Origin of the sequence: Streptomyces sp. NPDC127190 (genome assembly GCF_042672505.1) — a bacterium.
GTDB lineage: Bacteria > Actinomycetota > Actinomycetes > Streptomycetales > Streptomycetaceae > Streptomyces.
Map to the genome: position 1 here is coordinate 3147 of NZ_JBHXVE010000028.1, position 12531 is coordinate 15677.

The following is a 12531-nucleotide window of genomic DNA, read 5'->3' on the forward strand; positions in this document are numbered from 1 at the left end:
GCCCGCGCGGGGGCGCGGCCGCCGCGCGGCGCCTCGCCCCGCGGCCGGCCCCCCGCTCGCCGCCGCGCGGGCCCGGCCCCCCGGCGCCGTCGCGCTCAGAGTGCCGCGTCGGCCAGCAGCCGCACCTGTGCGAGGTCCGCCGTGCAGGGCAGCAGGATCAGCTCGTCGCAGCCCGCCTCCGCGTACGCCTGGGCGGCGTCGCGGATGCGTCCGGGGTCGGTGAGGACGCCGGCGGCCGTCCGCTCGGCCTTCGGGCCGACGAACGAGTAGTAGGCGCGCAGGTAGTCACCGGCGACACGGGCGGCGTCCGGGCCGAGGTGGGCGTAGAGGATGGCCACCATCCGCGGGCGCTCGGTGCGGCCCGCGTCGATCCAGGTCTGCCGCGCCTGACGGACCAACTCGGCGTACGCGGTGACGGAGTTGCCGCCCGCGATCCAGCCGGTGCCGAACCGTGCCGAACGCAGCATCGCGCGCGGTGAGTGGCCGCCGACCAGCAGCGGTACGCCCTCCGGGCGGACCGGGGCGGGGCCGATGCCGGGGACCTTGCCGCGGCCCGCCCAGATCTCCCGCAGTTCGGTGAGCGCGGCGTCCAGGCGTGCCCCGCGGTCCCGGTAGCCGGTGCCGGTGGCGGCGTAGTCGTCCTCCCGGCCGCCGGCGGCGACCCCGAGCACCAGCCGGCCGCCGGAGAGGGCGTCGATGGTGGCGGCCTGCTTGGCGAGCAGTGCGGTGTCGCCCCGGTAGGCCGCGATCAGGATGGTGGTCAGCAGTCTGATCCGCTCGGTGACGGCCGCCGCCGCCGCGAGCGAGATCAGCGGCTCGTAGTTGGCGTACACCAGCCGGTCCAGAACGCCGAGGCTGGCGAAGCCGCACTCCTCCGCACGGCGGGCCCACTGCGGCAGCGTGCGGCCGTCGATGTCGGGGACGGTGGTGGGCAGACCCAGTCCGATCTCCACGGTTCTCTCTCCTTCTGGTGTGCGCTCAGCGGACGGCTGCCGCCCGCGTGTCGGTGAGCCGCTCCAGCGCGGCGACCAGGTCGGCGGGGGCGGGCCGCTCCCGGTTGCGTTCGGCGAGGCGCCGGGCGGCGGCGCGCTCTTGGCCGCCTTCGAGCAGCCGCCGGATCTCGCCCCGCAGCCGGTCCGGGCCGGCCTCGTCACGGCTGAGCACCTCGCCGGTGCCGGTGGCCAGCACCCGCGCCGAGTGCCCCGCGTGGTCCGGGAGCTGGGGGACGAGCAGCAGGGGCACGCCGGCCTGGAGGGCCGTCAGTACGGTGCCGGCGCCGCCGTGCGCGACGACCAGGTCGGCGTCGGCGAGCAGCTGGTGCAGCGGGGTGTCCACGGTGACGGTGATCTCGGCGGGGAGGTCGCCGAGGAGCGGGACCTGGTCGGCGGAGACGGCCAGCACCACGTCGGTGTCCGGGCCGTGGGCGGCCAGGGCCGCTTGGGGCGCGAAGAAGTGCGCCGGGGACAGCCGGGCCATGGTGTGGCCCCAGGTCACCACCACCCGGCGCCGGCCGGGCCGGGGCGGTGCGACCGGGGCGTTGGCGCCGGGCCCGTTGAACGGCACGTAGCGCACGGCCAGCCGCCGCTGGTCCGCCGGGAGCTGGAACTCGTCGGGGCACGGGTCGACGGTGAGGTCGCCGAACGGGTCGAAGGCATCCACGCCGTTGCGTGCGGCGAGCGGCGCGAGCACGTCGGGCAGCAGGGTCCGGGCGCGCAGCATCAGGTCGGTGCCGTAGAGCAGCCGCACGGCCGGGACCCCGGCCGCGGCGGCGGCGATCGGACCGGCCAGGGCGGTGGGTTCGTACACCACCAGGTCGGCCCGCCAGTCGCGGGCCAGCGCGGTGAGGTCGTCGACCATGGAGTCCGCGTGGGCGTGGAACATGCGCAGGGCGCGCGGGCCGCGTGCCTCGGGTCCGGCCGGAGCGGCCGGCGCGGGAACGGTCCGCGAGGGCAGCAGATAGCCGCGGACCAGCCCGACCGCGTCCACGTCGTGCCCGACCGTCGCCGCGGGCAGTCCGGTCCGGACGGTCTCGTCGTGGATCCCCGGCTGGCCGGCGACCAGCACCTCGTGCCCGGCCGCCCGGCAGGCCCAGGCCATCGGGACCAGCCCGTACAGGTGCGAGGGCCACGCCCAGGTCGTGAACAGTACCCGCATCGATCCGCCCCACCCTCTTCTGAGGTTCAGCTGACGGTCCGGAAGGTCCCTCATCGGGCTCTCGGATGGATCGCGGCCTGCTCGAGCTGCCGTCCAGGAGTTCGCGAGAACGGCGCGGGAGGGTGGCACGGCCCTGTACGGCCCGGGCACGACGGCAGCGGAAGGGGACTCGGATGGATCAGGGACTCGCGGGCAAGCGCGTACTCGTCACCGGCGGGACGCGGGGCATCGGGAGGACGACGGCGCTGGCGTTCGCCCGTGCGCGGGCGCGTGTGGTGGTCTGCTCGCGCACCGCCGGCGCGGACGCCGACTCGCTGGTGCGCGAACTGAAGGAGACCGGTGACGGGCACCTGGTGGTCCGGGCCGACGTGACCACCGGCGAGGGCGCGGCGGAGCTGGCCGAGCGGGTGCGGGAGTCGCTGGGCGGCCTGGACGCGCTGGTGAACAACGTGGGCGTGGACGGGCAGGTCTGGTTCGAGGAGCTGCCCGAGGAGGAGTGGCACCGGGTGATGGACGCCAACGTCACCTCGGCGTACCTGGTCACGCAGGCCGCGCTGGGGCTGCTGGCCGACGGTGCGTCCGTGGTCAACGTCGGTTCGTCGGTGGCGCTGCGCGGCCGGGTCCGCGGGGTGCACTACACGGCGTCGAAGGCCGCGCTGATCGGGCTGACCCGGGCGCTCTGCAAGGAGCTGGGGCCGCGCGGCATCCGCGTCAACACCGTGGCGCCCGGCCTGACCGAGACCGAGCCGGGCGCCGGGCTGCCGCCGGAGGCGGTCACCCGCATCGTCGGCATGACCGCCCTCGGCCGGATCTGCCGGCCCGAGGACGTGGCCGGCGCGGTGCTGTTCCTGGCCGGCGACACCTCGTCGTACATCAGCGGGGTGACGCTGAACGTCGACGGCGGGGTCTAGGCAATCCGGTCCGCGGGCTCCCGCCGCCCCGCCGAGGGCGTGCGGGAGTCCGGGGCCGGGACCAGGGGGGCGGGGCGGAGGTCGTGGACGATCCGGGTGACGGTCATGGCACCGCCCGTGCGCAGGGGGCGCAGCCTGCGCCGGTGCTCGACGTGCTCCGCGCTCAGCTCGAAGGCGCGGAAGCTCGCCTCGTCGGCCCAGTCGGTGAACACGTGATAGACGGGCCGGTCCTGCTCCTCGTCGCGGACCAGCACCTGGCCCCGGTTGGCCGGCTGCCGGGCGATGATCGTGCCGATCTCCAGCCAGACCGCCTCGAACTCCGCCTCCCGGCCGGGGGCGATCTCCATCCGCAGGACCACCCGCACCGGCCCCCGCGCGTGCTCGGTCATCTCCACGCTCCCCTCGCTCGTGCTGCTCGTCCGCTCGTCGGGCGGGTCTTGCCGGCCCGCCCGCGCTGCCAGGCTGCCCGGCGCGACTCGAATCGCGCTCGATGGGGCTCCTCTTGAGCCGTCCTCGATGCCCCGCGCCGATCCTCGGGCCCCCCGACACCCCCCGCGGAGGAGATTCCGGATGACCGAGCAGCCACAGGTACCCGTACTGGTCGTCGGAGGCAGCCTGGTCGGGCTGTCGACGGCGCTCTTCCTCGCCCGGCGCAACGTGGCCTGCCTGGTGGTGGAGCAGCGCGCGGGCCTGTCCACCCACCCGCGCACCCGGGGCGTCAACCCGCGCTCGATGGAGCTGCTGCGCGCCGCCGGGCTGGAGGCCGAGCTGCGCGCGCTGCCGTCCGCGCGGGCGCTGGCCCGCAACAGCGGTCTGCGGCTGGCGAGGTCGCTGGCCGGGCCGGAACTGGGCGCGTTCCAGGAGGAGTACTACCGCGAGGTCTCCTCCGACCTCGGCGCGCTGTCGCCCACGAGCTGGTGCCTGTGCCACCAGAACGAGCTGGAGAACGTGCTGCGCCGGGCCGCCGCACGGGCCGGGGCCGAGTTCCGCTTCGGCAGCGAGCTGGTGTCGTTCGCACAGGACGCCGACGGGGTGACCGCCCTGGTGCGCGACGGCGCGGACGGTACGACGAGCCGGCTGCGGGCGCGCTATCTGGTGGCGGCCGACGGCGCCCGCAGCGGGGTGCGCCACCGGCTGGGCATCCCGTTCGACGGCACGGGCGGGCTGGGCCGCTTCCTCGCGATCCACTTCCGCGCCGATCTCGCCGAGCAGCTCGGCGAGCGGCGGTTCGTCATGTGCTACACGTTCAACGACCGGGTCCGCGGCGCCCTGATCCCGCTGGACAACGCGAGCGAATGGCGGCTGGACGTCATCCTCGGCCCCGACGGCCCCGGCACGGCCGAGGAGGTGCTCGCCGCCTTCCCGGCCGAGCGGTGCGTCGAGCTGGTGCGGGCCGCGTCGGGCGTGCCGGATCTCGCCGTACGGGTGCTGGGCACCGTGCCGTGGGAGGCGGCCGCCAGGGTGGCGCGCCGGTTCCGGGCCGGCCGGGTCTTCCTCGCCGGGGACGCCGCGCATGTGATGCCGCCGAGCGGCGCCTTCGGCTCCAACTGCGGTGTCCAGGACGCCCACAACCTGGCGTGGAAACTGGCCGCGGTGCTCGCCGGGCAGGCCTCCCCCGAGCTGCTCGACAGCTACGACGCCGAACGCCGGCCCCTCGGCGCGGCCACCGTGCACCAGGCGGTGCTGCGCCAGCGGGACCGGCCGCGCGGCGGGAGGCGCGGGGCCCGGCGGGTGCTGCCGCCCGGCCTCGTGGAGGACATCACCCTCTGGTTCGGCTGGCGTTACGCGGTGGACGGCGACGTCTGGGTGACCGATCCGCGGGGCCTGCCCGGCACCCGGGCCCCCCACGTGCCGTTGCAGCGGGACGGTGCGGAGTGCTCGACCCTGGACCTGTTCGGGGACGGCCCGGTGCTGCTGACGGGTTCCCGGCCGGGACGCTGGCCGGCGGTGGCCGAGGCGGCGGCGCAGCGCCTCGGCGTGCCGCTGCGGGTGTACGGCATCGGCGGCGCCGGGGCGTACCGGGACCCGGACGGCACCTGGGCGAAGACGTACGGCACGACGGACGCGGGGGCGGTGCTGGTGCGCCCGGACGGGGTGGTGGCCTGGCGCTCCCCCGGGGCCCCGGACGGCGCCGGGGACACCCTGCACGCCGCCCTCGCCCGGATGCTCGGCCGCTGACACCCGCCCGGGGCGGCCGGTCCGGCTCAGGTGTGCTCGATCAGGACCGCGGCGTCGCCGTCGCCGTCCCCGGCCTCGACGACGGTGGCGAAGCGGGCCCGGACGGTGTCGAGCACGGGCATCTCGACACCGGTCCGCGCCGCGTCGGTGACGGCGAGGCGCAGGTCCTTCTCCATCAGCGCCGAGCGGAAGAAGGCCGGCCGGTAGCTGCCCTTGCGCATCAGCTCGGCGCGGAACCGCATGACCTCGGAGCTGAATCCGGTCCCGGCGATGGTCGCGAGCAGCCGGTCCCGGTCGAGGCCGGCCCGCTGGCCGTACGTCACCGCCTCGGCGAGCGCGGCGACCTGGGCGCCGAGCAGCAGGTTGAGGATCAGCTTGGCGGTGGCGGCGGCGCCCGGCGCGCCGAGCGGCACGACCTCGGAGCCGATGGTCTCCAGCACGGGCCGCACCGCCTCGATGTCGGTGTCGTCGCCGGAGACGAACACCCGCAGCCGGCCCTCCCGGGCCTGGAGCGGATTGCCGACGACGCACGCCTCGACCCGGCGCAGCCCCGCCTCGGCGAGCCGGGCCGCGCTGTGCCGGGCGTACTCCGGGGAGACGGTGGAGGTGTCGATGACGGTGCTGCCGGGCTCCAGCGCGGGGACCACCTCGCCGAACAGCACCTTCTCGACGGCGGCCTCGTCGCTGAGGCTGAGCAGCACGGTGCGGACGCCCGCCACGGCCTCGGCCGGGGAGTCCGCGACCACGGCGCCCTGGGCACGCAGCGGTGCGGCCTTGGCCGCGGTCCGGTTGTGGACGGTCAGCCGGTACCCGGCCCCGAGCAGGCGGTGTGCCATGCCGCCGCCCATGCTGCCGAGTCCGATGAAGGCCAGAGTGGTGGGGCTCATCGTGCCGCCTTCCTTCGTGGAGTGGGTTGCCGCGACAGTGGCTGTCCCCGGCGCCGGGGGACGGACGCCGGGGACAGCGGTCGCGGGGGTGCGGGGTCGTTCAGTAGGCCGCGTCGACCTGGTAGACCGCGAACGGCGTGCCGGTGCGGGTGTCCCGGTAGGGGCGCAGCGGCGCGGTGTCGTCGCGGTGTTCCGGACCGGCCTCCCAGTCCTGGAAGGCGGCCAGGCTCGCCCAGCGGCTGACCACCACGAGGGAGCCCGGGTCGTGGAGCCGGCTGAGCAGTTCGTTGCCGAGCATCCCGGGCACCTTGGCGAGCCGTTCGCTGACCTGGTGGTAGGCGGCGCGTACGGCGGCCAGCTCGTCGTCGTCGCGGGCGAACTGGTACACCAGCACCCGCACCTCAGGCATCGGCGCTCGCCGCCGGCCCGGGGATGTGGGCGGTGACCTCCATGGTGTGGAAGGAGCCGCCGCTGCGGTACGGGTGCAGCTTCGCCCGGTGTTCCAGGTGGGCGGGGCTGTTCTCGAAGGCGCGGAAGCGCGGCTCGTCCAGCCAGTCGCTGACGATCCAGTAGACGCCGTCCACGCCGGTGTCCTTGCACAGCCACTGCCCGAGGTTGGCCGGGTGGCCGGTGACCGCGTCGGTGCCGCGGTTCCACTCCTCCACGAAGGCCTGCTCGGCGCCGGGCTTGATCTCCATCCGCAGGGTGACCCGGAACGTCATCAGGAGATCCCCCCGTCGACGCTGACGGTGGAGCCGGTGACGTACCGGGACAGGTCGCTGGCGAGCCAGAGGACGGCGCCGGCGACCTCGTCCGGGGTGCCGAGCCGGCCCAGCGCGGTCTTGGCGCTGTAGCGCTCGACCATCAGCTTCTGCTGGTCCTCGGGGAGCTGGTGCAGGTTCTCGGTCTCCACCACGCCGAGGGCGACGACGTTGAACCGTATGCCCTGCGCGCCGAACTCCTTGGCCAGCGACCGGCTGAGGCCGACCAGGGCCGCCTTGGTGGCGGTGTAGTGCGAGCGCAGCGGGATGCCGGCCTCCACCGCCTTGGAGCCGATGCTGACGACGGACGAGCCCGCGTGCAGCAGCGGAAGGGCGTGCTGGATCACGAGGTGGGCGGCGGTGACATTGGTGGTGAAGATCCGCTGGAACTCCTCCACCGGCAGGTCGGCGTAGGGGATGTGGCTGATCGTGCCCGCGTTGTTGACGACCAGGTCGAGGCTGCCGTACGCCTGCTCGGTCCGCTCCACCAGGGAGGCGACCTCTTCCGGCCTGCCGAGGTCGGCCCGCAGGACGTGGTGGTCACCGCCGGTCTCCTTCAGCTCCCGTTCCAGCGAACCGACGTAGTCGCTGGGCTGCCGGTAGCAGGTCACCACGTCGACGCCGGCCCGGGCCAGCGCGAGCACGATGCCCCGGCCGACGCCTCGGGTGCCGCCGGTGACGAGGGCCTTCTTGCCCTCCAGGGCCAGGTTCATGGGTCTCCTCCGTGAGACTGGTCGGTGGGTGCGTCAGAGCAGGACGGTCAGTGCGCCGCAGTTGGCGGCGAAGGCGAGGACGGCGAGCGCGCTGCGCCGCCGGTTCCACGGGCCCCAGACCGGGCGCGGGTCGACTTCGGCGAAGTTCTCCGGGAGCCGGCCGGGGTCGACGCCCTGGATCCACCGGTTGATGGGGACGTTCTTGACGAGCGAGATGGTGACGGTGGCGGCGGCGAGCACCGCGCCGGCCAGGTACAGCAGCCGGGCCGTGGGCTGCGGGCCGCCGGCCGCCAGCGCCAGGTCGCCGACGACCGTGCCCAGCAGGAAGATCGGCATCGCCGGGTCGTACCGGGTGGCGAAGAAGGCGTGCGCGTGGACGTAGCGGTCGGGCGGCAGGGTGGCGAGCAGCGGCCAGCCGCCGAGCTGGGTGCCGAGCAGCACCCCGGCGCCCAGACCGTTGAGCAGCACCACCAGGGGTGCGAGGACGGCGGTCACCGCGACCCACTGCGGACGGCGGCCTCCACCTTGTCCTTGATCAGCTTCATCTGGACCGCGGTGTTGCGGTTGAGGTGCTCCGTCATGCCCGCGTCGTCCACGGGGGCCTGCGGCTTCATGTGGAAGTCCTGGATCCAGCGCATCCGCACCGCGCCGTTCTCGGCGGTGTACTCCCAGCGGATGTCCATGAACTCGAACGGCCCGGTCTCCACCCGGTACGCCTCGACCGTACGGCTCTTCGGGTCGGGGGTGCGGCGCGAGACCCAGCTCCACACGGTGCCGTTCTCGTCGGGGTGCATGGTGAGCCGGAAGGTGACGGTGGCGCCGTCGCGCTCCAGCACCTCGACGGCGGCGTACTCGCTGAACAGGCTGGGCCAGTTCTCCAGGTCGTTGGTGATCTCCCAGACGGTCTCCAGGGGTGCGTCGATGAGGATCGAGTTGTCGGTGTGGCCTGCCATGGGTGCGCCAGCCTTTCGTCAACGTCCGAGGACGACTGCCGAGTTGAAACCGCCATGGCCGCGGGCCAGGACCAGGGCGCGGCGCAGCGGTGTGGTGCGGGGTCCGTCGGTGACCAGGTCGAGGTCGCAGCCGGGGGCGAGATGCTCGACGCCGGGGGTGTGCGGGACGACGCCGTCGCGCAGCGCGAGCAGCGCGGTGACCACGTCCAGCGGCGCGCCGCCGCCGTACAGCCGGCCGGTGAGCACCTTGGGCGCCGTGACGGGTACGGCCCCCGGGCCGAACACCGCGCTGATCGCCCGGGCCTCGGCGAGGTCCTCGGCGGGAATGCCGGCGGCGTCGGCGAAGACGACGTCGATGTCGCCGGGGTCCAGTCCGGCGTCCGCGAGCGCCCCCTCGATGGTGCGGCGCAGCGCGGGGGGCCGGTCGGAGCCGGGGGCCGGGTCGAAGCCGGCGGCGTAGCCGAGCACGGTGCCGTACCGCTGCCCGGCCCCCCGCTCGGCGGCTCCGGCGTCGCTCTCCAGCACCAGGATCGCGCCGCCCTCGCCGGGCAGGTGGCCGGCGGCAGAGCGGTCGAAGGGCAGGTAGGCGCGGGCCGGGTCGGCGACGGTGGAGAGCTTGCCGGTGGCCAGCTGCGCGGCCAGGCCGTACGGGCACAGGGAGGCGTCGGTGCCGCCGGTGAGCACCAGGCGGGCGCCGCGCCGGGTGAGCCGGCGGGCCTGGCCGAGGGCGTCGAGTCCGCCGGCCTGCTCACCGCAGAGCACCCCGCACGGGCCGCGCATCTTGTGCCGGATGGACAGCTGGCCGGTGGTCGCGGCGTAGAACCAGGCGACGGACTGGTAGGCGCCGACCCAGTCGGGCTCGTGCTGGTAGAGCGCCTCCATCTCGTGCTGGCCGAACTCGGTGCCGCCGGAGGAGCTGGACGTGACCACGGCCATCTCGTACTCGGGCAGCGCGGCGGGGTCGGCCCCGGCGTCGGTCAGGGCGGACTCGGCGGCGGCCAGGGCGAGGTGGGTCCAGTGGTCGGTCTCGCGGGCGACCCGGCTGGTCACCCAGTCGGCGGCACTGAACCCGCTCACCTGGCCGGCGTGCTGCACCGGGTAGGGGGTGGGGTCGAACCGGGTGATCCGGTCGATGCCGGACTTGCCGGCCAGCACGGCGGCCCAGTGGGCCTCCACGCCGAGTCCGGTCGGCGCGGTGACGCCGATACCGGTGATCACCGGCGGCGGCTGCTCGGTGGACATGGTCAACTCCTCCCGTGGGCGACCGCCCCGGGCCGGGCCAGGACCATCGCGCTCTGGAACCCGCCGAAGCCGCTGCCGACCGTCAGCACCACGTCGGCGCGGTGCTCGCGGGCGGTGCGCGGGACGTAGTCCAGGTCGCACGTCGGGTCCGGGTTCTCCAGGTTGGCGGTCGGCGGTACCACCTGCCGGTCCAGCACCAGCGCGCAGGCGGCCACCTCGATGGAGCCGATGGCGCCCAGCGAGTGGCCGATCATCGACTTGATCGAGCTGACCGGGACGCGGTACGCGTGGTCGCCGAGGGCCCGCTTGAAGGCGGCGGTCTCGTGCCGGTCGTTCTGCTTGGTGCCGGAGCCGTGGGCGTTGACGTAGCCGACCGCCGTCGGGTCCAGGCGGGCCTGGTCGAGAGCGGTGCTGATGGCCTCCGCCATCTCGCGGCCGTCCGGCTTCAGGCCGGTCATGTGGTGGGCGTTGCTGCGTCCGGCGCTGCCGACGATCTCGCCGTAGACATGGGCGCCGCGCGCCTCGGCGGCCGCCTTCTCCTCCAGCACCATGACGGCGGAGCCCTCGCCGAGGACGAACCCGGCGCGGTCCCGGTCGAACGGCCGGGAGGCGTGCTCCGGATCCTCGTTGCGGGCGGTGGTGGCCCTGATCGCGTCGAAGCAGGCCGCGCTGATCGGGGAGATCGGCGCGTCGGTGGCACCGGCCAGCGCCACGTCGGCGCTGCCCTCCTCGATCAGCTGGACGGCGTGCGCCACGGCGTCGATGCCGGAGGTGCAGCCGGTGGAGACCAGGGAGACCGGGCCCTCCGCGCCGGCGGCCCAGGCCACCTCGACCGCGAGCGTGGAGGGGACCATGTAGCCGTACAGGTGCGGGACGACGTACTCGTGGTCGACCAGCCAGTTGCGGCCCTGGTCGCTGAGGACGGTGTACTCCTCCTCCAGGCCCATGGTGCAGCCGACGGCGCTGCCGAGGCCGACCGCGATCCGCTCGGGGGGTACGGCGGCCAGGTCGAGTCCGCTGTCGGCGATGGCCTCGCGGGCGGACACCACGGCGAACTGGGCGGCGCGGTCCATGCGCCGGATCTCCCGGGCGGTGAGACCGGCGGCGGCCGGGTCGAAGTCCACCTCGGCGGCGACCTGGGAGCGGAACTTGGCGGGGTCGAAGAGGCTGAGCCGGCGGGTCGCGGTACGGCCCTCGGTGAGCAGCTGCCAGAACGCCTCCCGGCCGACGCCGCCGGGCGCCACCACGCCGATGCCGGTGATCACCGCCCGGCGCTCGCCGCCGCCGCTCATGTGCCGCCCCCCACCCGGGGGTTGTCCGCCTCCGGCACCCGGACGGCCTCGGTGTCGACGTGCCCGAGCTCGGGGCGCGGCGCCAGCGGGGACAGGTGGAAGACGCACCTGGCCGTCGCGGTGCCGGTGTTCACCAGGCGGTGGCGGACGCCGATCGGCACCAGCAGCGAGTCCCCGGCCGCCAGCCGCACCGGCCGGCCGTCCAGGGTCATCTCCAGCTCCCCGTCGACGACGTGCAGGAACTCCTCGGAGTACGGGTGGTAGTGCTCGGTGATGTGGTCACCGGCCACCAGGGTCAGCGTGCCGCCGAAGCCGGAGGCGCAGCCGACGGTCTTCGGGCTGAGGGTCACCCGGATGTCGCCGCCGCGCCGGGTGTTGGCCTCGACCTGACCGGCGGAGACCTTCACGGTGCGGGTGCCTGCGGTGCGGTCGGTGCCGGTCACTGGATCCGCCCCCCGTCCTTGGTCCACACGTAGAACGGGGTCGCCATGGCGTCCTTGGGTTCCTTCCAGTCCGGGTCGTAGGGGCGCACGCAGGACGCCAGCCGGGTGTTGATGTCCTGGTAGAGCGGGTGGCTGCGGGCCTTGTACAGGTCCGGCGAGATGTCCTGGTCGGCCTCGACCAGGTGGAAGTACAGGTCGTGGAAGCGGAACAGGGTGCGTCGGGAGACACCGACCAGGTGGGGCAGCTCGGTCGCGTCGGAGTCACCGAAGATGCTGGCGATGTCATCGGCCTTGCCCGGATTCAGCCGGGCCACGATCAGGGTGCGGTGCACTGCTGTCCTCCTGCGGATAGGTGCCGACACCGACAGCCAGACTGTCCCCGGGGATCCTGGAGACCGGCTCAAGTACGGGTCCAAGCGCGGCACTTGAGGCGAACGCGAGTCGCGGGTGCTGGCATCGTGGCGTCCGGTGCGCCGACCTGTGGAGCGAACCCATGCCCTTCGCCGCCATCACCTACGACATCAAGCCCGGCTGCGAGGCCGAGCTGGCCGAGATCTTCGGCACCTTCCGCCGTGTGCCGTCCGACCGGGTGCCGGGCGAGGGCGGGCAGGACGCCGGCCGCATCCTCGCCACGGCCGTCTTCCTCCGGGACGACACCCTGGTGCGGGTCATCGAGTACGAGGGCGACCTGGACGCGGTGGCCCGTCACATGGCGTCCCAGCCGGGGGTGCGCGAGGTGGAACGCAAGCTGAAGCCGTACCTGACCCGGCCCCGGGACACCGACACCGTCGAGGGGTTCGTCGCGACCTTCCGGCGCAGCCTGCTGCGCACGGTGGCGCAGATCTCGGTACGGGACGTGCCCGCGGCGTCCTGACCGTACGCGGGTGGGGGGGGGCCCCCGCCCCCGGGGGGGGCCCCCCACCCCGCCGCTGGGGGGGGGGCCCCCCACTGTGTGGGGGGGCCCCCCCCCCCCCGGGGGCGCGCGGCCGCTCGGAGG

The 12531-nt window shown here is 74.6% G+C and carries 16 protein-coding genes; 3 read left to right on the forward strand and 13 right to left on the reverse strand.

Going from position 1 to position 12531, the window contains the following annotated elements; translation table 11 throughout:
• Positions 1-95: 95 nt before the first annotated feature.
• Together ACFVIU_RS31730 and ACFVIU_RS31735 are read right to left on the reverse strand one after the other, a co-directional pair.
• A complete protein-coding gene (locus ACFVIU_RS31730; protein ID WP_385846745.1) occupies positions 96-953 on the reverse strand; it encodes an LLM class flavin-dependent oxidoreductase in 858 nt (285 codons plus the stop codon).
• Positions 954-978: 25 nt separating this feature from the next.
• Positions 979-2154, reverse strand: a complete 1176-nt coding sequence (locus tag ACFVIU_RS31735) for a nucleotide disphospho-sugar-binding domain-containing protein (RefSeq protein ID WP_385846747.1) — start codon at positions 2152-2154, stop codon at positions 979-981.
• Between the two features lie 173 nt (positions 2155-2327).
• Here ACFVIU_RS31735 and ACFVIU_RS31740 point away from each other — a divergent pair, with 173 nt between their 5' ends.
• Positions 2328-3065, forward strand: a complete 738-nt coding sequence (locus ACFVIU_RS31740; protein WP_385846748.1) for an SDR family NAD(P)-dependent oxidoreductase — start codon at positions 2328-2330, stop codon at positions 3063-3065.
• Here ACFVIU_RS31740 and ACFVIU_RS31745 read toward each other — a convergent pair.
• Entirely contained in the window at positions 3062-3454 is a 393-nt protein-coding gene (locus ACFVIU_RS31745; RefSeq protein ID WP_385846749.1) for an antibiotic biosynthesis monooxygenase family protein, read from the reverse strand. The genes ACFVIU_RS31740 and ACFVIU_RS31745 overlap by 4 nt on opposite strands.
• A 181-nt stretch (positions 3455-3635) precedes the next feature.
• Here ACFVIU_RS31745 and ACFVIU_RS31750 point away from each other — a divergent pair, with 181 nt between their 5' ends.
• On the forward strand, positions 3636-5243 hold the full coding sequence (locus ACFVIU_RS31750) for an FAD-dependent monooxygenase (RefSeq protein WP_385846751.1): 1608 nt from the start codon (positions 3636-3638) through the stop codon (positions 5241-5243).
• Positions 5244-5269: 26 nt separating this feature from the next.
• Here ACFVIU_RS31750 and ACFVIU_RS31755 read toward each other — a convergent pair whose 3' ends face one another.
• The 10 genes from ACFVIU_RS31755 to ACFVIU_RS31800 all read right to left on the reverse strand — a co-directional run bounded on the left by ACFVIU_RS31755 (position 5270) and on the right by ACFVIU_RS31800 (position 11866).
• Complete coding sequence (locus tag ACFVIU_RS31755) at positions 5270-6130, reverse strand: NAD(P)-dependent oxidoreductase (RefSeq protein ID WP_385846752.1); 861 nt, start codon at positions 6128-6130, stop codon at positions 5270-5272.
• Positions 6131-6230: 100 nt separating this feature from the next.
• Positions 6231-6539, reverse strand: a complete 309-nt coding sequence (locus ACFVIU_RS31760) for an antibiotic biosynthesis monooxygenase family protein (RefSeq protein ID WP_385846753.1) — start codon at positions 6537-6539, stop codon at positions 6231-6233.
• Positions 6532-6852 (reverse strand): antibiotic biosynthesis monooxygenase family protein, encoded by a 321-nt coding sequence (locus tag ACFVIU_RS31765; protein WP_385846755.1) that lies wholly within the window; start codon positions 6850-6852, stop codon positions 6532-6534. Before ACFVIU_RS31765 ends, ACFVIU_RS31760 begins: the two co-directional genes overlap by 8 nt.
• Positions 6852-7604 (reverse strand): SDR family NAD(P)-dependent oxidoreductase, encoded by a 753-nt coding sequence (locus tag ACFVIU_RS31770; RefSeq protein WP_385846757.1) that lies wholly within the window; start codon positions 7602-7604, stop codon positions 6852-6854. The genes ACFVIU_RS31765 and ACFVIU_RS31770 overlap by 1 nt, the downstream gene beginning before the upstream one ends.
• Positions 7605-7637: 33 nt before the next feature.
• A complete protein-coding gene (locus ACFVIU_RS31775) occupies positions 7638-8099 on the reverse strand; it encodes a DUF1772 domain-containing protein (RefSeq protein WP_385846759.1) in 462 nt (153 codons plus the stop codon).
• Positions 8096-8557 (reverse strand): SRPBCC family protein, encoded by a 462-nt coding sequence (locus ACFVIU_RS31780; RefSeq protein WP_385846760.1) that lies wholly within the window; start codon positions 8555-8557, stop codon positions 8096-8098. Before ACFVIU_RS31780 ends, ACFVIU_RS31775 begins: the two co-directional genes overlap by 4 nt.
• Positions 8558-8575: 18 nt before the next feature.
• Complete coding sequence (locus tag ACFVIU_RS31785; RefSeq protein ID WP_385846761.1) at positions 8576-9799, reverse strand: ketosynthase chain-length factor; 1224 nt, start codon at positions 9797-9799, stop codon at positions 8576-8578.
• Positions 9800-9801: 2 nt separating this feature from the next.
• On the reverse strand, positions 9802-11091 hold the full coding sequence (locus ACFVIU_RS31790; RefSeq protein ID WP_385846762.1) for a beta-ketoacyl-[acyl-carrier-protein] synthase family protein: 1290 nt from the start codon (positions 11089-11091) through the stop codon (positions 9802-9804).
• Positions 11088-11534, reverse strand: coding sequence for a cupin domain-containing protein (locus ACFVIU_RS31795; protein WP_385846764.1), 447 nt, complete (start codon positions 11532-11534; stop codon positions 11088-11090). Before ACFVIU_RS31795 ends, ACFVIU_RS31790 begins: the two co-directional genes overlap by 4 nt.
• A complete protein-coding gene (locus ACFVIU_RS31800) occupies positions 11531-11866 on the reverse strand; it encodes a TcmI family type II polyketide cyclase (protein ID WP_385846766.1) in 336 nt (111 codons plus the stop codon). Before ACFVIU_RS31800 ends, ACFVIU_RS31795 begins: the two co-directional genes overlap by 4 nt.
• A gap of 161 nt (positions 11867-12027) precedes the next feature.
• Between ACFVIU_RS31800 and ACFVIU_RS31805 the strand changes: the two genes are divergently transcribed.
• Positions 12028-12408, forward strand: coding sequence for a SchA/CurD-like domain-containing protein (locus tag ACFVIU_RS31805; protein ID WP_385846767.1), 381 nt, complete (start codon positions 12028-12030; stop codon positions 12406-12408).
• The last annotated feature ends 123 nt before the right edge of the window (positions 12409-12531 follow it).

Excerpts from the sequence above, each read along its gene's own strand:
- ACFVIU_RS31735 (WP_385846747.1), bottom strand. The coding sequence starts at position 2,154 with ATGCGGGTACTGTTCACGACCTGGGCGTGGCCCTCGCACCTGTACGGG.
- ACFVIU_RS31740 (WP_385846748.1), top strand. The coding sequence starts at position 2,328 with ATGGATCAGGGACTCGCGGGCAAGCGCGTACTCGTCACCGGCGGGACG.
- ACFVIU_RS31745 (WP_385846749.1), bottom strand. The coding sequence starts at position 3,454 with ATGACCGAGCACGCGCGGGGGCCGGTGCGGGTGGTCCTGCGGATGGAG.
- ACFVIU_RS31750 (WP_385846751.1), top strand. The coding sequence starts at position 3,636 with ATGACCGAGCAGCCACAGGTACCCGTACTGGTCGTCGGAGGCAGCCTG.
- ACFVIU_RS31755 (WP_385846752.1), bottom strand. The coding sequence starts at position 6,130 with ATGAGCCCCACCACTCTGGCCTTCATCGGACTCGGCAGCATGGGCGGC.
- ACFVIU_RS31760 (WP_385846753.1), bottom strand. The coding sequence starts at position 6,539 with ATGCCTGAGGTGCGGGTGCTGGTGTACCAGTTCGCCCGCGACGACGAC.
- ACFVIU_RS31765 (WP_385846755.1), bottom strand. The coding sequence starts at position 6,852 with ATGACGTTCCGGGTCACCCTGCGGATGGAGATCAAGCCCGGCGCCGAG.
- ACFVIU_RS31770 (WP_385846757.1), bottom strand. The coding sequence starts at position 7,604 with ATGAACCTGGCCCTGGAGGGCAAGAAGGCCCTCGTCACCGGCGGCACC.
- ACFVIU_RS31780 (WP_385846760.1), bottom strand. The coding sequence starts at position 8,557 with ATGGCAGGCCACACCGACAACTCGATCCTCATCGACGCACCCCTGGAG.
- ACFVIU_RS31785 (WP_385846761.1), bottom strand. The coding sequence starts at position 9,799 with ATGTCCACCGAGCAGCCGCCGCCGGTGATCACCGGTATCGGCGTCACC.
- ACFVIU_RS31790 (WP_385846762.1), bottom strand. The coding sequence starts at position 11,091 with ATGAGCGGCGGCGGCGAGCGCCGGGCGGTGATCACCGGCATCGGCGTG.
- ACFVIU_RS31805 (WP_385846767.1), top strand. The coding sequence starts at position 12,028 with ATGCCCTTCGCCGCCATCACCTACGACATCAAGCCCGGCTGCGAGGCC.